Genomic DNA, 16,706 nt, shown 5'->3' with positions numbered 1-16,706 from the left:
TCACCGATCGAGACAGTACCCACCGCTGTGGTGCACGCAAACCTGTGTCTTTCGGCGCTCGAACGCGGCGGCTGCGCGACGGTCGCCTGGTAGCCGCGTCCACTCAGACGATCTTGTCGGCCACCAGGATGACCTTGCCCGCCGCCTTGCCGTCGTGCAGGTGGTTCATCGCATCCGGTGTCGCGGTGAGCGGCAGCATGCGGTCGAGCAGGATATGGGCGCCGTCATCGATCTTCCGCACCACCGCCGCGAGACGTCCCGCAGCCGAAGTATGGAAAACGAACTCCGCACGCAGGCCAAGCGCTTCGGCGCGTTCGACGTCGGGCGGTACCGGCAGCGCCACAAGCAATCCACCGGGTCGCAGCGCCTCGAGCGATCGTGCTTCGTTCTCGCCGCCCACGGTATCCAGCACGACGTCCACCCCGGAGATCGACTCGGTGAAATCGGCAACCTTGTAGTCGACAACCTCGTGCGCCCCGAGTTTCAGTGCGATATCGACACCGGCACCCGACGCAGTGGCGATCACGCGGGCACCGATATCCCGGGCGAACTGAACCGCGAAGCTGCCGACACCGCCCGCCCCGCCGTGCACGAGCACGGTCTGGCCCGTCCGCAGGCTCGCCACCTCGGTGAGTGCCTGCCACGCGGTACCCGCGGCGGTCACAATGCCCGCCGAAAGCGGAAGGGATACCGACGCGGGAGCCTTGGCCAGTTGGTCGGCCGGAACCGTAGTGAATTCGGCGGCGGCGCCGCCCCGGGTGGGATCGAGCCTGGCGACCACCCGATCCCCCACCGACCATCCGGCGACCTCGGCGCCCACCTCGGCGATGGTCCCCGACACATCGGTGCCCAGCGTGTACGGGAACTGCACCGGGAAGAATCCTTGCACGGCGCCCGAGGCGATCTTCAGGTCGAGCGGATTCAGTGCGACACCCGATACGCGGAGGAGAACCTCGCGCGGTCCGACCGCCGGATCGTCGATGTCCACCGCCTCGGCCTGCCCGCCATAAGCTCGAATCTGTACTGCCTTCATGACCTACGCTTCTTCCTTTTCCTTCTCGGCCGGCCACGCGCCGACCTGCTGGACCCAGCCGAACCAGTCCTCGAGGTGCCAGGTCCGGGCGATGCGCCCCGCAGCGATCTCGTGGAATTCGTGGATAGGGATGTGGGCTTCCCGTCCGGATCCCGGGACGCCGAACCATTCGCCGCGATGCGTGCCGCAGATCTCGCCCCGGACACCGACGAGCCCGTCGCCGTTGTCGTCACGCCCGTCGACGATGGCGTGGATGACGACCTTCACCTCCGCAAAGGCCTGGGAGAATGCCGCGATGAGGGGTTTGATCCCGTCGCGCCCCGGCGCCTGCCCGGGTGCGAGCGGAATATCCTCCCAGCCGGGCGTCAGAACGGTGTCGAGCAGATCCACCTCGCCGCTGAAGGCCCGATAGAAGGTTGCCAGCAGTTCATCCGGCGGGCTGGCCATCATGTTGTCTCCGTTCATCATTGGTAGCCGGGATCGCGACTTTCGCCGATACCCCGGTTCGAACTCCTCTGAGTGTCGTCGGCTCGAGAAACGGCATCCAGGTGGCGCCTGCACCGGGGTCGGCAGCCCCACCGTCAGGGCAAACCGGCCAGATTCTCTTCGGTCACGCGCCATTCGGCAGCCGCGACATTCGCCCTCAGCAGGGCGAAACTGATTCGGCTGCGGCAGCTTTCGTTGCGGATCTGATCGCCCGCGGCGGCAGCCAGGGAATCGCGTTGGCAGACCGGGGATCCCGCCCCACGGGAGAACACCACCTGGTTGGCATGGCGGCACCGAGCGACGGTGGAGATCGCGCAGTCGATCACATCCACCGAACCCATAGGTCGTTCGGCCGATGCGGCCGAGACAGCGCCTTCTAGATCATCTTGGGCACACGAGGTCGGGGATCACCCCGTCGATGGAAGGAGAATTCATGGTCAGCGCTGCTGCGACGGTCGGCGTGGGGTGCATCGAGCCCGCCGAGGTACATCTGGACGATCTCGACTTCATGGGGAACCTGCACAACGGCCGGTATGCGCTGCTGATCGAGCGGGCACTGGTCGCGGTGTGGGCACGCGCGGGATACTCCATCGTCGACGGGGTACCAACACATCCCGATGTCGTACATGTCGTGTTGGAGCAGACGATCAGGTACCGCAGTCCCGTTCGCGGTGTCGGGCGGGTTGCGGTTCGGTTCTGGCTGAAGCACCTGGGCAAGAGCAGCATGGTCTTCGATTTCCAGGTGGCTTCCACCGACGGGCACACCGTGCACGCCGAAGGCACGCGCACCGAGGTGAACATCGATCTCGCCTCGCTGCGTTCGGCGCCGTGGGCCGATGCGACTCGCGAGCTGGCCGATTCGCTCTTCGAGCGTTCACCGATCGCGGAGCAGCCCGCCGCTTCCGAGACCAACGACCGGTGAGGCGAAATCCGCTGTGCCGCAGCAGAACAATGCTAGCCGTACTGGAGAATACATGACTCGCACGACCGAACCGAATCCCGCTCCCGCGGCGGACACCGGACCGCGGCAGCGGGCCGACGCCTGGCTCCGCGATTTCGAATCGGCGCTCGCCGCAGGCGACGCGCACACCGCGGCCGCGATGTTCACCGTCGATGGCCTCTGGCGCGATCTGGTGGCATTCACCTGGAACATCAAGACGCTCGAGGGCCGTGTCGAAATCGCCGATATGGTGCGGACCCAGGTCGCCGACATCCGCCCGCGCGGCTTCCACACGACCGATGCGGCAACCGAATCCGAAGGCGTGATCACGGCGTCGATCGGATTCGACACCGCCGTCGGCAGCGGGATCGGACTGCTCCGCCTCACCGACGCCGGGGCCTTCACATTACTCACGACATTGCACGAACTTCACGGCCGCCCAGAGCCGGTCGGCGCGCAGCGGCCGAAAGGTGTAACGCACGAGGCGATTCGACACCGGATCGGCGCCGAAGATCGCGAACAGGAGGACCTGGAACTCGGCCGCAGCCGCCAGCCCTATGTGGTGGTGGTCGGCGGCGGGCAGGCCGGTATCGTGCTCGGCGCGCGGCTGCGTCAGCTGGGCGTGCCCGCCCTCGTCATCGACGAGAACGACCGCCCAGGCGATCGATGGCGCGCCCGCTACAAGTCACTGGCCCTGCACGATCCGGTGTGGTACGACCACCTGCCCTATCTGCCGTTCCCCGACAACTGGCCGGTATTCACCCCGAAGGACAAACTCGCCGACTGGCTGGAGTTCTACACCCGCGTCATGGAGGTGCCGTACTGGTCGAAGACCACCTGCGTACGCGCCTCCTATGACGAACAGCATCGGCAATGGGGCGTGCACGTGCGGCGCGACGGGGAATCGCTGGTACTCACACCGCGACACCTGGTGCTGGCCACCGGCATGTCCGGCAAGCCGAATGTGCCGAATATTCCTGGTGCGAATCGGTTTCGCGGCGAGCAACAGCATTCGAGCCGCCACCCCGGACCGGACGCCTACGCGGGCAAGCGCGCGGTGGTGATCGGCTCGGGCAACTCCGCCCACGACATCGGCGCCGCACTGTGGGAGGCCGGGGCCCGGGTCACCATGGTGCAGCGCTCCTCGACGCATGTCGTGAGATCGGAGTCGGCCATGGAGCTCGCGCTCGGCGAGCTGTACTCCGAACAGGCCGTCGCGAACGGGATCACCACCGAGAAGGCGGACTTGATCTTCGCCTCGCTTCCCTATCGACTGCTGCCGAGCCTCCAGGTTCCGATCTACTCCGCCATCCGGGAACGCGATGCCGAGTTCTATGCCCGGCTGAAGCGGGCCGGATTCCAATTGGATTGGGGTGACGACGATTCCGGGCTGTTCATGAAGTATCTGCGTGGCGGGTCCGGCTACTATATCGACACCGGCGCCTCGGAACTGATCGCCAACGGCGACATCCGACTCGCCCACGGGGAGGTGCGTGAACTCACCGAGGACGCCGTCGTCCTCGGTGACGGCACCGCGCTACTCGCCGATCTCGTCGTCTACGCCACCGGCTACGCACCGATGCACCATTGGGTCGCCGACCTCATCGGCCCGGGGACGGGCGAGACCGTCGGCAGATGCTGGGGCTACGGTTCGGGCACGACCAAGGACCCCGGCCCCTGGGAAGGCGAGCTGCGCAATATGTGGAAGCCCACCGCGCAGGATGGACTCTGGTTCCATGGAGGCAACCTGCACCAAACGCGCTTCTACTCGCGATATCTCGCAGTGCAGCTCGCCGCGCACTACGCGAACATTCCCACCCCGGTGTACGGGCTGCAGCAGGTCCATCACCGAACCTGACCGACAGGAGCACTGACAGGATGCGGTGGCAAGTATCGGTACTGGGACCGGTCGAGGCGTGTGCCGGTTCGACCGTGATCGCGATTTCCCAGCCGAAGAATCAGGCACTACTGGCAATGATCGCGATGTCCGGACGAACCGTATCGATCACCGAGCTGATCGACGGGATCTGGGGCGCGAACAGTCCGGATTCGGCGATCGGCGCGGTCCGCAACCTCGTGTGGTCGGTGCGGCGGCACCTCGCCGTCCGCACCGACTCCACCGATATTGTGGCGTCGGTGCCGGGTGGATATCACCTGGCCATTCCCGTCGGCACCGATGCGGCGATCGCGGAGAGGCATCGCGATGCCGCCGAGTCTGCCTGCACCGCTGGTAGATTCACCGAGGCGAAGGCGGAAGTCGATGCGGCGTTAGGACTGTGGCGCGGCGACCCACTGACGGGAGTACCCGGGCCGTGGGCGGAGAGCCAGCGATCCCGGCTACGCAGGCTGCACCGGGCACTGCGGGAGCAGTCGATCGATATCGCCCTCGCACTCCGCGATCATGACCGCGCCATTGCCGAGGCCGAATCGCTCCGGGCGTCCGATCCGCACTGCGAGCGGCTCTGCGCGCTGCAGATGACCGCGCTTCACTACGCGGGCCGACGTGCCGAGGCACTGACCGTCTACCAGCACACCAGGCAGCGTCTCGTCGACGATCTCGGCCTCGAACCGGGACCGGCGCTGACCGAACTGCATCGACGGATCCTCACCGAGAGCAAGGTGACGCTACCGGCCGCGAGCACGAGGGACGCGCCGGTAGTGCAGCGGTTGCCAGCCCAATTGCCGACGGACACTGCCGATTTCACCGGCCGCACCGGCGAAGCGGCAGCACTGGAAATTGATCTCACCCCCTCCGGCACGGTGGTCGTGGCCAGTGTGACGGGCATGCCCGGAGTCGGCAAGTCGGCTTTGGCCGTGCACATCTCGCACCGCGTCCGTGATCGTTATCCCGACGGCCAGTTCCACTTCGACCTGCGGGGCAGCCGTCCCGATCCGGTCCAGCCGGGCGATGCGCTCGCCGCGTTCCTGCGCGCGCTCGGCGTACCCGATACCGGCATCCCGCCGGAGTCGAATCAACGCGGCGCCCTGTGGCGGTCGATGATCGACGGTCGCCGAATGCTGGTCGTGCTGGACGACGCGTACGACGCCGAGCAGGTAGCGCCCCTGCTACCGGGCGGCCCGGGTAGCGCCGTCCTGATCACCGGTCGCCGCCCGATCGTCCTGCCTGGTATCCGATCCCGGCGTCTCGCCGTGCTCGATATGGTCGCCGGTGTGACGCTGCTCGGCCGGATCGTGGGACACGACCGCGTCGCCGCCGAGCCCCGGGCCGCTCGAGACCTCGTACACCTGTGCGGGCATCTGCCGCTGGCGATCCGGCTCGCCGGAGGCCGGATCGCCATGCGGCCCGAATGGACCCTCCGCTCGGCGGCCGATCGGATCACCGCCCGGCGGGCGGGGCCCGACGCATTCGAATTCGGCGGCATCACCGTGGAGTCGGCCTTCCGATCGGGGTATGCACGGCTGGATTCCGAAGCGGCACAGGCATTCCGACTGCTCGCCCGGGTCGACACCTCGGTACTCACACTGCCGGTGATCGCGGGTGCGCTGGAGCGCGATCACCGTGCGGCCGAACGATTGTGCGAGGACCTGGTCGACCACGGCATGCTGGAGCCGATCAGACATGGCCACTACCGATTTCACGAGCTGCTGCGCAGCTTCGCACGCGCGGAGCTAAGGCAACAGGCCGTGCTCCATGGCGAAGACCGCGACACCGGCCCGGGTTCGCCGTCCGGTCTTGTTGTAGATGTGCGCAAGGTGGTGGCCCACCGTCCGGTCCGAAATCCGCAGCCGCTCAGCGATTTCCCGGTTGCGTAGGCCGCGGGCGGCCAAACAGAGCACCTCCACTTCCCGTTCGGTCAGGCCTGCGGGCAGCCCCTGACGCGGCCGGGGCTGGCCCGCGGCCTCGATGACCAGCGCGCAGGACTGCCGGTCGAGCGTGCCGTCGTCGGCCTCTTTCATCAGCAGCTCGGCCGCGGCCTGCGGATCGAACGCCGCACGGTGCGCACGGGGTTCGGTGAGCGCGGCGAAGGTGTCGGCGGCGGCCAGGATGCGGGCGGCCAACGGCAACTGCGTGGACGAATCGCCGCGGTGGTAGCCGGTGCCGTCGGCCCGCTCGTGATGGGCGGACGCGATCGGCGCGAGATGCGCCAGCGCGGGCACCCGATCGAGCACCCGCTGCGTCCAGTAGGTGTGCATCCGGACCCGTTCCATCTCGGCGATCCCCAGCGGACCGGGCCGATCCCAGATGCTGCTCGGCACGCCGACCCGGCCGAGATCGTGCAGCAGAGCGGCGCACCGCAATTCGACGACCGCGGCCGCATCCAGACCGGCAAGCTTGCCCGCACCCGCCGCCAAGGCGGCGACATGCTCGCTGTGGCCGAGCAACCACTGGCTCTTCAGATCCACCAGCCGGGCCAGCACCGCACACAGCCGCGGCAGCGCGTCGGACGCGACTGTGATGTGCGGTACCGGTTCCACCGCGAGCACGGCCGCGATCGCGTCCGGGTGCTCCAGCGGGGCCAACGCCGCACCCGGATCGGCGCAGAACACCTCGACCAGATGCGGATCGAGATGCCGGCCGCCCCGGCGCCGGATCTCGGACACCGCGCCGGTCAGTCCACCCACCGCATGGGCGAGTACCGCCTGCTCGGCGAGGTGGATCACCCGCGTGGCCAGCGAAAGATCCTCGCCCGCACGACCGTCCGGAATACCGCGGCCGTCCCAGCGCTCGTACACATCGTCGAGGGCACGGATCGAATCCGACCGCAGGCCGAGCCCGCCGCCGAGTGCCCGGCCGGCCTCGCACCCGTTGCGCATCGCCTCGACACCGACCGTCGGGAGCACTTCGACAAGAGTCCGCGCGAGCCGCGGTGCATCGGCTCCGGCCCAGTGGCCGAAGTCGCGCAGCTGCGCGGCGAACATCGCCTCGTCACCGGGATCCAGGGTTTTCAGCGCCGCCTGGAACGCGACATCGTCACCGAAGATCGCCGCCAGCTCCGGCGCGAACGACGTACAGCCGATCGAGCGCAACAGCGCGGTCTCGAATACCACCCGAAGGGTCACCGGATCGGCGCCGAGCAAGGACTCCGCGAATGCCGTGGCGACCACACACGTGCGCAGCCCCTTCTCGAACGGCACACCCGCCGCGAGATCGGTCGTGAGCGACAGCGCCGCAAGCATTTCCGCTATTCGTACCGATCGCATCAGCCCGACACTAACATCGCGTGACCCTTGCGGCAGACCTCGGCCACAGGGCAGACCGGCCCCGACCCGGGACCGGTCTGGTCATCGCACCAGCGCGGGGTCACGACATCGCGGCGACCATAGTGTGCGTATCCGCGATCGTCTCGAACTCCACCGGTACCCGGCCCTCCATCCGCCACACGTGCACGAACCGGGCGCGCATCGCCTTACCCGTCTCCCGGCGCTGCCCGACGTAGTGGCCGAGCGCGAGCACCACATCCCGCACACCGAACAGTTCGTCCGGGATCACCGCGAAGTCCACCCACTCGGTGGTGAATCGGGCGAACACATTGCTCGCCACCGCATCGGGGCCGACGTAGGTGCCGCCGTAGGGCAGACCAGCGGTGACGGTCCACCTGATCTGCGGGCTCAGCGTCGCCAGCAGAGCCTCGCCGTTCCCCTCGGCGAGATCGAGGTACATTCCGGCCACCACGGCCTCATTGGCCGTCTCCCGCAGTTCCGTGATCCGACTGCCGCTCATGATGTTCACCTTTCTTTTCGGATACCGGCGCCCATCCTCTCGACATCCGCCCCCGGCACGCATCGGCCGAACGACCTACGAGATCTCCGCAGCCAGGGGTCCGCACCCCCTGGCTTCCGTTGGCCGTGCCCGATAAGAATGGCCAGGTGGACCTGCCTGAACTCGGAGCCTTCCTGCAATCGCGCCGCGCGCGGATCACGCCCACCGAGGTCGGTCTGCCCACGGGTTCGCGCCGCCGCGTCCCCGGCCTGCGGCGCGACGAGGTCGCGCAGCTGGCGGGCGCGTCCGTGGACTACTACATCGAACTCGAACGCGCCCGTGGCGCGCAACCATCGCCCCAGATGCTCGCCGCCCTTGCCCGCGCCCTGCGGCTGGACTCCGACGAACGCGACCACCTGTTCCGGCTCGCCGGACGCGAGCCCGCCACGGAGAGCGGGACCACCGCACACGTCCAACCAGCCCTGCTGGCACTGCTCGACGAGCTGCACGCCACCCCCGCGCAGATCATCACCGACCTGCACGAAACCGTGGTGCAGAACCGGCTGGCCGTGGCGCTGCTCGGCCCACCGGTCCCGGCCGAAGGTCACGCGACGAGCTTCGTCTACCGCTGGTTCACCGACCCGGCCAGCCGAACCGTGTATCCGGAGGCCGACCATCCGCACCATGCCAAGGTGATGGTGTCCGACCTGCGTGCCGCTGTCGTCCGCCGCGACCACGACGCGCGCTCCAGAGATATGGTCGCGCGCCTGCGCCGGGCCAGCGCCGAGTTCGCCGAACTCTGGGATACCGGCGACGTGGCCGTCCGGCGCGGCGACCGCAAACGCATCGACCACCCCACGCTCGGCGTGCTGGATGTCAACTGCCAGAACCTGTTCAGCGAGGACGGGCGTCAACGGCTCCAATTCTTCACGGCCCCGCCGGGGAGCCCCGCGGTCGAACAATTGCGACTGCTCGCCGTCATCGGTACCCAGGACCTCACCGATACGAGCCTCGACACCACGAATCGGACAACCCACGCTCCTTGATCCGCAAGCGAAATGTCCTCATCTGCCGCGTTGCGCGGCAGGAATCCTGGACCGGCTGAGGAACTCGCCCCACTATGCTGGGCGCCGTGACACCGAAAGCTGAGCAGGAACCAGTGCTGCGGGCCGACGCCGCGCGAAATCGTGCCCGGGTGTTACAGGTCGCCAGCGAGCAACTGGCCGCCGGTGACGACTCGCTCCAACTGAACGTCATCGCCCGGCTCGCCGGAGTGGGCGTGGGAACCGTGTACCGGCACTTTCCCAACCGCCATGCGTTGCGGGAGGCGCTGTTGGCGGAGCGCTTCCAAGAGCTCGTCGGCGAGGCGCAGGCTGCCGCCGCCGACGAGGATGCACTGGTGGGTCTGCACCGCTTACTGCGGTTTGCCCTCGAACGCGCCTTGGACGACGCAGGGTTCGCGGCTGTGCTCGAGTCAGCGAATGACGCCGAGACACGGACCTCAGCTATGAAGGCCGAACTCGACAGCGCCGTCGCGACTCTGCTCGACCGTGCGCGCGTGACCGGCGCCATCCGACGCGACATCGAGCCGGACGATGTGCGCCGCCTGCTGTGCGGCATCGAGCATGCCCTGCGCTCCGGCGACAGCGACTCGACGCGCACCCAGACCTACCTCGACGTCCTCCTCGAGGGCCTGCGGCCCGCGCGCTGACCGACCGTCTCATCCCGAACTCCAATAAGCGGATATCTATCCGTTCTGCTAAGTTGCCGAAGGAACCGGATAGCTATCCGATTCGATGGAAGCGTAGCGAGGGCAGGCCTGTGGAACAACGAGCAGTAGTAACGGCGGGGACCGGCGGAATCGGTCTCGAGACGGCGATAGGTCTAGCGGCGCGCGGCTTCGCCGTCACCGTGGTCGGCCGCAACGTCGAGCGCGGCGCCCGCGCGGTCGAGCGGATCGCGGCGGCCGCCACCGAAGCCGAGCCACGTTTTGTGGCAACCGATCTCGCATCGCTCGGCAACGTGCGCGCGCTCGCCACACAGCTGGCGGCCGAGGGACCGCTGAAGGTTCTGGTCAACAATGTCGGCGCGATGTTCGCAGACCGGCAGCAGACCGTCGACGACATCGAGGCGACGTTCGCCGTCAACCACCTATCGCCCTACCTCCTGACCGAACTGCTGCTCGATCAGCTCCGAGCCGGCGCGCCGAGCAGGATCGTGAACGTCAGCTCCGGTGCGATCCGGGTGGCCAAGCGCACCTTCGACGCCATCGAACCCCCGGGCGGCTATTACGGCTTCCACTGGTATGGCCGAGCCAAGCTCGCCAACCTTGCCTATGCACTGGACTTGGCCGAGCGCCTACGTGACTCAGGTGTCTCGGTATTCGCGGCCGACCCCGGCGGCGCCGCAACGGACATGACCGACGGCACCATGCGATCACCGAAGATCGTCTCTCCGGGACTGCGCCTGATGTGGCCGTTGGTTCGTCGAACCTTCGAACACGCCACCGCAGGCCCCGCGTCGGTAGCCGCCCGGCCGTCGATCTTCGCCGCGACCGACTCCTCCCTGGACGGGCAGACCGGCCTGCTCATCGGCCCCAAGGCCCACCCCGTCCCAGCCTTCCGCGGAAGCACCGATACCAGGACGGTCGAGAACGTCCTCGAGCTCAGCCGGCGGCTGGCGCCCCTCACCGAAAGTCAGTGAGTCCTGCGCAGTCCACCGATCGGATGTTTCCGCTCCCTCCTCGGAGCGAAGTCCGAAACTCAGCCGAAGTGGCAGACGTAGTGCACCGTGTCGAGCACCTCGATCTGGAACGAGCTGTCGCCGGGCACATCGAACGACTCGCCGCCCTTGTACGTCACGGCCTCGGTCGCACCGGCGAGGGTGACCTTGCACTCGCCCTCGATGAGCTCCATGATCTCCGGCGCGCCGGTGTTGAACGTCAGGGTCGAGGGCAGGATGACGCCGACCGACTTGGCGGTGCCGTCGGCCAGCTCGATGCTGTGGCTGACGCACTTGCCGTCGAAGTAGACGTTGGCCTTCTTGGTGACGCTGACATTCTCGAACTGCGACATGGTCTCTTTCCCGTGCTGAAGTGGAGTCGTCAGCCTACTGCAGTGGCGCGGCGGCTCCCGCGCCTACCTGGGAGAACACGAGCCGCTGCCGCACAAAGGTCAGGTCCGCCAACGACGTCGGCCGAGCCTGCGATCGCCCCAGCTCGGTCCGAGCCTCGGCGTCGGTCGCGACCTGGCCGAGCCCGATCACAGGGGTGCGGATCGTCACCCGATAGGCCACCATGTACCGGCCGTCGGCATTCCGGAGCCGACGGGACCGCACAGCGCCGTGAACAGCAGCCGCGCCACGGACGCATGAAAGGCGCCGCTCAGCGGGTCCAGGGCTCCTTCGGTGACCGATATCGTCACGCGCGCCCGGCCGTCGGCGGTGCCGTACATCTGGGAGGTATAGCCGGGCATGCGGCCATTGTGCCCCTGAGCGACGCAGTCGGGACGGAACGCGAACTGCGAGAGCCCGAGGCCGTAACTCGCGATGGACTCCACCGGGCGAAAGTCGCGCATCGCGGCGGCCAGGGCGGGCGGAAGGAGTCGACCTCCTTGCAGAGCGGCCAGGAAGACATCGAGATCCTGTGTGGTGGAGATGATTTCGCCGGAAGCGCCGACAAAGGATGGATTCAGTCGAGTCACGTCCACGAGCGTCGCATCGTCGTCCGGGAAATCCATGTACCCGTGGGCGTGAGGTCCGAGAATCTCCCTACCGGCTCCGGGCAACTCGGTACGCCACATACCGAGCGGCGCGACAATTCGCAGGTACACCTGCCACGCATAGGGGGTTCCGGTGAGTCTCTCGATCAGCAGTCCGGCCAGCAGGTAGTTCGTGTTCGAATACGCCCAGTTCGTACCCGGCTCGAATTTCAACGGTTTGGCCGCGACGAACCGCACCATGTCCGCGGGGAGATAGGTGCGTTCGACATCGTCGATCAGCCCCGGCTCGAATGTCCCGTCCGGCTTCGGCTCCGTCGTATGGGTGCGCAGGCCGCTGGTGTGCTGCAGGATCATCCGCACGGTGATGCGCGGATCCAGCCCGAACTCGGGCAGATGCCGATGCACCGGATCATCGAGCTGTAGCCTGCCCTCGGCGACCAACTGCAGCACAACTGTCGCGACGAACGTTTTCGTGATGCTGCCGACCCGAAACCGTCCGTCCGTCGGAACACCCTCGGTCCGATCCCTTTCCGCGACGCCCGCACTGCCTGTCCAGTCGCCCGCTTCGTCGTGGATTCGAATCTGCACACCCGTCGCACCGGCCGCGACGAGCTCCCGCATCGCCTGATGCACCGTGCTGCGATCGGCACCGGGCACGGCAGCGGCGCTCGTGGCGACCGAGCCGGTCAGCGCAACGACAGCAACGATGGCTGCGGCACATCTCAGTATTCGCATTGTCCCCCCTCGACGTATGTCGCTTCGACGAGAATACCGATTTAGCAATGCGGTTCGCGTTCGAGCGCCGTCTTGCGCTTCCGCTGCGAAGACGCCGCCGAACTGACCGCATCAGCCGAGCCCACTGAATCGCCGGTGCCCGGCGAGGCACCTTCAGTCGAGCTGCCCGTCTCCGCGGAGCCATCGGGAGTCGACGCGCCGTCAGCAGCCAGCCGGGAATGGGTGGCATGGACGAGAGCCTGCCGTGGCCGAGCGGTCTCCCCCGGGAATCCCGATCTACGCCGAGGCGGTCAGCTGATCCACGAGCGATCGGCGGCGCTACACCACCCGCCCGCTCAGTCGACCACCACAGGAAACGACGTCGCCCATCGCTGCGACCACTCCCACACCGGACGCAGTGCCTGGCCGAGTTCCCTTCCGGCCGTGGTCAATTCGTACGACTTATCAGGCTTCTTGACGATCAGCCCCGCCGCCTGAAGGTGCTGCAATCGCACCGACAGCATGCTCGACGAGCACTGCCCCATCCGGCGCCGCAGTTCGAGAAAGCCCAGCGTGCCGGGCTCCAGCTCCCACACGATGCGCAGCATCCACCGCTGGCCGAGCAGTTCCATGGCGGCCAGCATCGGTTCGTTCGCGGGGTCGGCCTCGCCCCGCGACGGCTTCGCACCGCTTGCGCTTCTCATTTCGAACCACGATAGTGATTCTGTTTTAGAAGCAGTGGCGCGGGCGGCGGTCCGCCGAGGAAAGGAACGTGGTGCACGAACAGGACATCTCCTCCGACCGGCGAATCGCCCTCATCACCGGCGCCTCCCGCGGTATCGGCGCCGACACGGCCCGCATCCTCGCGGCCCGCGGCGACCACGTGGTCGTCAACTACCGCGAGAAGCGCCGCCGCGCCGAGACCATCGCCGACGAGATCACTACCGCGGGCGGCAGCGCATCGATCGCGGGCGCGGACGTCTCCGACGAAACCGCGGCCAGCGCACTGATCGCCGACCTCGCCGACCGCTTCGGCCGCCTGGATGTCTTGGTACTCAACGCATCCGGTGGGCTCGAACGCGACGCCGCCCCCGACTACGCCATGTCCATCAACCGCGATGCGCAGCTACGCCTGACCCGCCTCGCGTTGCCCCTCATGCCATCCGGGGCGCGCATCGTCTTCGTCACAAGCCACCAGGCCCACTTCCACGGCCGCAAACCCGTCCCCGCCGACTACGAACCCATCGCCGCCAGCAAACGCGCGGGCGAGGACGCCCTCCGCGCCCTCATCCCCGAACTCGCCACCCGCGGCATCACCCTCACCATCGTCTCCGGCGACATGATCGACGGCACCATCATCGTCCGCCTCCTCGAACGCCGGAACCCCGGCGCCGTCACCACCCGCCGCGACCACGGCCCCCTCCCCACCATCGAGGAATTCGCCACCGCCATCGCCGACGCCACTACGGCCCCAACCGAATCCGGCCACACCGTCTACATCGGCGGCGACGACTACCTCGCGGGGACGTCGATCGACTAGCGGCTTCGACGAGCTGGTTGGCGCTCAGTGGTCGAGGAGGTGGGCCTGTCCAACCGGCTCACCACCTCCCCTCGAGGCGAAATTTTTCGAACGCGATGTTCGTCAGGATGTGGCGCCGATGCGAGTCCGCAGTCCTTCGGCGAACGTGCGCGCCGCCTCCAGATCCGCGGCGTTCGGCCGCCCCTTCCGGATACCGCCGACGAGCTTGAACGGCGCGTACGTGTCGAATGCCCGGCACGAGAAGGCATCGACCACCTCGAAGCCCTTCTGCTCCAGCATCCGCACGAGGGGCCGGGAGAAGCGCTGGAACCGCGCCTCGGGAAACCCACTCGTAGCGAACACGAACGATTTGCGCGGTTGGCCCTCCGGCAGCGACAGGATGAGCTCACGCAGCTCTGCGTGGAAGGACCCCAGGAAGATCCCCGAGCCGAATCCCACAAGGTCATAGGTGGAAAGCTCGGCCGCCTCGACCTGACCGGGTTCGATGACACGGGCCTCCAAAACCTGCCCGATGACGTCGGCGACCTTCTTGGTGTTGCCGTGCGACACCGAGGTGCAGACGATGACGGCCTTCATTGCGATGTCCCCCTTCGCTTTCCCGATTTCGGTGCGGTGCAGTCGGATCGGGGTCACGAGCGACTGCTCCGCCCGGCCAGCGTAGCCGTTGTGGTGACGTGCTCAGTCGGCCTCCTGCACTGAGAGCGGTGGGGCCTGAGGGTGGCATCCTGCCGTCGCTCAGGCGACTCTCTCGAGGTGGTCAGCGACAGGCATACCGCTGACCACGTTCGAACTTGTTGGGTGGGATGTGATGTACGTCCGGCCTCGACTGTGATTTATCCCGTATCTCCGGTTCAATGACGCAATTCGTGTCGATACCGCTTAACGTCGCGACGGCACAACAGTTGGTTTGGAAGGTGGCAGCGAGCGTGGCAGGTACCCAGGCGAAGATCGACGAACTGGCCAAGATCCTGACGATCGCTGAAGAACCGGCAGGTGAGGCCGGTGTCGCCAAGCGGGAGAAGAAGGGCATTCCGAGCGTTCGCCAGCGTGTGGACATGCTGCTCGACCGCGGGACGTTCATCGAGACCGGTGCGTTGGCTCGTCAGCCCGGCCAACCGGATGCTCTCTACGGTGACGGGCTGGTCACCGGTCGCGGGCTGATCGGGGGCCGTCCGGTGGTGGTGATTGCCCACGACCAGACCGTGTACGGCGGGTCGGTCGGTATCACGTCCGCCCGCAAGTTCATGCGGGCGCTGCAACTCGCGTTCGACACCGCGTGCCCGGTGGTGACGATCAATGATTCTGGCGGTGCGCGCATCCAGGACGCGGTGGGTTCGATCGCTTCGTTCGGTGATATTTCCCGGGTGCTGGAGAAACTGTCCGGGTATGTGCCGCAGGTGTCGATCATTCTCGGCAAGTGCGCCGCGGGTTCGGTGTACGGGCCGATCAACACCGACGTGCTCATCGGGACCAAGGATTCCTACATGTTCGTCACCGGGCCGGAGGTGATCAAAGCCGTCAACGGTGAGGACATCACCGCCGAGGAACTCGGTGGCGCCAAGGTGCAGGCCGAACGCGGCACCCTGCATCACGTGGCCGACACCGAGCAGGAAGCCTACGACTGGGCCCGCAACTACCTGAGCTACATGCCGACGAGCTGCCTCGAGCAACCGCCGATCGTCAACCCCGGCCTGGAGCCGGAGATCACCGCTTCCGATCGGGAGCTCGACAAGATCATCCCGGATTCCGATCGCTCCGGTTACGACATGCACGAGATCCTGCTGCGGATCTTCGACGACGGTGAATTCCACGAGGTCCGCGAAGCCTTCGCGCCGAATCTGATCACCGGGTTCGCCAGGGTCGACGGTTATCCGGTCGGTGTGATCGCCAATCAGCCGTTGGTGTTGGGTGGTTCCATCGACGCCGCCTGCTCGGACAAGTCGACCTACTTCATCCGGCTCTGCGACGCGTTCAATATCCCGCTGGTGTTCGTCGCCGACACCCCGGGCGTGCTGCCGGGGCTCGAGCAGGAAGCCAATGGTGTGATCATCCGCGGCGGCCGGGTCCCGCGGGCGATCATCGAGGCGACGGTCCCGATCATCAACCTGGTCGTGCGCAAATCCTACGGTGGCGCCTACGGCATGATGGCGGCCCGGCAGGTGGGTGCCGATATCAGTTTCGCCTGGCCGACGGCCCGGATCGCGGTGATCGGCGCCGACAGCGCGGTCGACCTCATCGGCAGGCGGCAATTGGCGGCGGTGCCGGAGGAGCACCGGGCAGCGGCGCGCGAGTTCATGGTCAACCAGTACAACGAGACGATCGCCACCCCGTGGATCGCCGCCGAACGCGGCTACATCGACGCGGTCATCGAGCCGGCGCGCACCCGTCTGGAGATCCGGAGCGCGCTGCGCTTGTTGCGCGACAAGCCGCCGGTCAAGCCGGAGTTCAACCCGCGCAAGCACCCGGTGTACCCGATGTGATCTTCCCGAACCACTGATCCGCCCGGTCAGTGACAGGATGATCCATCGTGCGGCCATGACGTCCGCCGTTCGCGTTCAACAGGTTTCGGGCCCAGCGCAGCGCACATCCGCTGGCGGGCATGGGCACGGTGC

General features: G+C 67.2%; 16 protein-coding genes and 1 pseudogene. 8 read left to right on the top strand and 9 right to left on the bottom strand.

Annotated features, from left to right (window positions below; genetic code table 11):
• Window positions 1–103: 103 nt before the first annotated feature.
• The 3 genes from ACRWNM_RS02490 to ACRWNM_RS02480 all read right to left on the bottom strand — a co-directional run bounded on the left by ACRWNM_RS02490 (window position 104) and on the right by ACRWNM_RS02480 (window position 1,851).
• Window positions 104–1,033 carry an NADP-dependent oxidoreductase gene (locus tag ACRWNM_RS02490; protein ID WP_431962990.1) on the bottom strand — a complete coding sequence of 310 codons (930 nt, stop codon included), beginning with the start codon at window positions 1,031–1,033 and terminating at the stop codon, window positions 104–106.
• Window positions 1,034–1,036: 3 nt separating this feature from the next.
• Entirely contained in the window at window positions 1,037–1,483 is a 447-nt protein-coding gene (locus ACRWNM_RS02485) for an ester cyclase (RefSeq protein WP_431962988.1), read from the bottom strand.
• Between the two features lie 131 nt (window positions 1,484–1,614).
• The gene (locus ACRWNM_RS02480; RefSeq protein ID WP_431962986.1) at window positions 1,615–1,851 is read right to left on the bottom strand and encodes a hypothetical protein; all 237 of its coding nucleotides are present in this window, start codon (window positions 1,849–1,851) and stop codon (window positions 1,615–1,617) included.
• A 101-nt stretch (window positions 1,852–1,952) separates the two neighbouring features.
• Between ACRWNM_RS02480 and ACRWNM_RS02475 the strand changes: the two genes are divergently transcribed.
• From ACRWNM_RS02475 to ACRWNM_RS02465, 3 genes and pseudogenes are all read left to right on the top strand, one after another.
• Window positions 1,953–2,441 carry an acyl-CoA thioesterase gene (locus tag ACRWNM_RS02475; protein ID WP_431962984.1) on the top strand — a complete coding sequence of 163 codons (489 nt, stop codon included), beginning with the start codon at window positions 1,953–1,955 and terminating at the stop codon, window positions 2,439–2,441.
• Window positions 2,442–2,493: 52 nt separating this feature from the next.
• Complete coding sequence (locus ACRWNM_RS02470; protein WP_431962982.1) at window positions 2,494–4,317, top strand: flavin-containing monooxygenase; 1,824 nt, start codon at window positions 2,494–2,496, stop codon at window positions 4,315–4,317.
• Between the two features lie 20 nt (window positions 4,318–4,337).
• Window positions 4,338–5,759, top strand: a pseudogene (locus tag ACRWNM_RS02465) (BTAD domain-containing putative transcriptional regulator); the annotation flags it as partial.
• Between the two features lie 330 nt (window positions 5,760–6,089).
• On the opposite strand, the gene ACRWNM_RS02460 reads toward ACRWNM_RS02465, so the two are convergent.
• Both ACRWNM_RS02460 and ACRWNM_RS02455 read right to left on the bottom strand, forming a co-directional pair.
• Window positions 6,090–7,622, bottom strand: coding sequence for an HD domain-containing phosphohydrolase (locus tag ACRWNM_RS02460; protein WP_431962980.1), 1,533 nt, complete (start codon window positions 7,620–7,622; stop codon window positions 6,090–6,092).
• A 100-nt stretch (window positions 7,623–7,722) separates the two neighbouring features.
• Window positions 7,723–8,142 (bottom strand): nuclear transport factor 2 family protein, encoded by a 420-nt coding sequence (locus tag ACRWNM_RS02455; protein ID WP_431962978.1) that lies wholly within the window; start codon window positions 8,140–8,142, stop codon window positions 7,723–7,725.
• 146 nt (window positions 8,143–8,288) lie between these two features.
• Between ACRWNM_RS02455 and ACRWNM_RS02450 the strand changes: the two genes are divergently transcribed.
• The 3 genes from ACRWNM_RS02450 to ACRWNM_RS02440 all read left to right on the top strand — a co-directional run bounded on the left by ACRWNM_RS02450 (window position 8,289) and on the right by ACRWNM_RS02440 (window position 10,824).
• On the top strand, window positions 8,289–9,167 hold the full coding sequence (locus ACRWNM_RS02450; protein ID WP_431962976.1) for a helix-turn-helix domain-containing protein: 879 nt from the start codon (window positions 8,289–8,291) through the stop codon (window positions 9,165–9,167).
• Between the two features lie 74 nt (window positions 9,168–9,241).
• Window positions 9,242–9,832 (top strand): TetR/AcrR family transcriptional regulator, encoded by a 591-nt coding sequence (locus ACRWNM_RS02445; protein WP_431962974.1) that lies wholly within the window; start codon window positions 9,242–9,244, stop codon window positions 9,830–9,832.
• Window positions 9,833–9,942: 110 nt separating this feature from the next.
• The gene (locus ACRWNM_RS02440; RefSeq protein ID WP_431962972.1) at window positions 9,943–10,824 is read left to right on the top strand and encodes an SDR family NAD(P)-dependent oxidoreductase; all 882 of its coding nucleotides are present in this window, start codon (window positions 9,943–9,945) and stop codon (window positions 10,822–10,824) included.
• 59 nt (window positions 10,825–10,883) lie between these two features.
• On the opposite strand, the gene ACRWNM_RS02435 is transcribed toward ACRWNM_RS02440, so the two are convergent.
• The 3 genes from ACRWNM_RS02435 to ACRWNM_RS02425 all read right to left on the bottom strand — a co-directional run bounded on the left by ACRWNM_RS02435 (window position 10,884) and on the right by ACRWNM_RS02425 (window position 13,258).
• Entirely contained in the window at window positions 10,884–11,195 is a 312-nt protein-coding gene (locus tag ACRWNM_RS02435) for a pyrimidine/purine nucleoside phosphorylase (protein WP_431962970.1), read from the bottom strand.
• A 204-nt stretch (window positions 11,196–11,399) separates the two neighbouring features.
• Complete coding sequence (locus ACRWNM_RS02430) at window positions 11,400–12,575, bottom strand: serine hydrolase domain-containing protein (RefSeq protein WP_431962968.1); 1,176 nt, start codon at window positions 12,573–12,575, stop codon at window positions 11,400–11,402.
• A 335-nt stretch (window positions 12,576–12,910) separates the two neighbouring features.
• Window positions 12,911–13,258 (bottom strand): winged helix-turn-helix transcriptional regulator, encoded by a 348-nt coding sequence (locus ACRWNM_RS02425; protein ID WP_431962966.1) that lies wholly within the window; start codon window positions 13,256–13,258, stop codon window positions 12,911–12,913.
• Window positions 13,259–13,326: 68 nt separating this feature from the next.
• Between ACRWNM_RS02425 and ACRWNM_RS02420 the strand changes: the two genes are divergently transcribed.
• Window positions 13,327–14,094, top strand: coding sequence for an SDR family oxidoreductase (locus ACRWNM_RS02420; protein WP_431962964.1), 768 nt, complete (start codon window positions 13,327–13,329; stop codon window positions 14,092–14,094).
• A gap of 102 nt (window positions 14,095–14,196) precedes the next feature.
• On the opposite strand, the gene ACRWNM_RS02415 is transcribed toward ACRWNM_RS02420, so the two are convergent.
• Window positions 14,197–14,727 carry a flavodoxin family protein gene (locus ACRWNM_RS02415; protein ID WP_431962962.1) on the bottom strand — a complete coding sequence of 177 codons (531 nt, stop codon included), beginning with the start codon at window positions 14,725–14,727 and terminating at the stop codon, window positions 14,197–14,199.
• 293 nt (window positions 14,728–15,020) lie between these two features.
• Between ACRWNM_RS02415 and ACRWNM_RS02410 the strand changes: the two genes are divergently transcribed.
• Window positions 15,021–16,574 (top strand): acyl-CoA carboxylase subunit beta, encoded by a 1,554-nt coding sequence (locus ACRWNM_RS02410; RefSeq protein WP_431962960.1) that lies wholly within the window; start codon window positions 15,021–15,023, stop codon window positions 16,572–16,574.
• Window positions 16,575–16,706 lie beyond the last annotated feature (132 nt).

The organism is Nocardia sp. bgisy134, assembly GCF_965341865.1.
Classification (GTDB): Bacteria; Actinomycetota; Actinomycetes; order Mycobacteriales; family Mycobacteriaceae; genus Nocardia.
The sequence above is the reverse complement of the archived record's forward strand: the minus strand, read 5'-3'. Positions and strand labels throughout refer to the sequence as shown.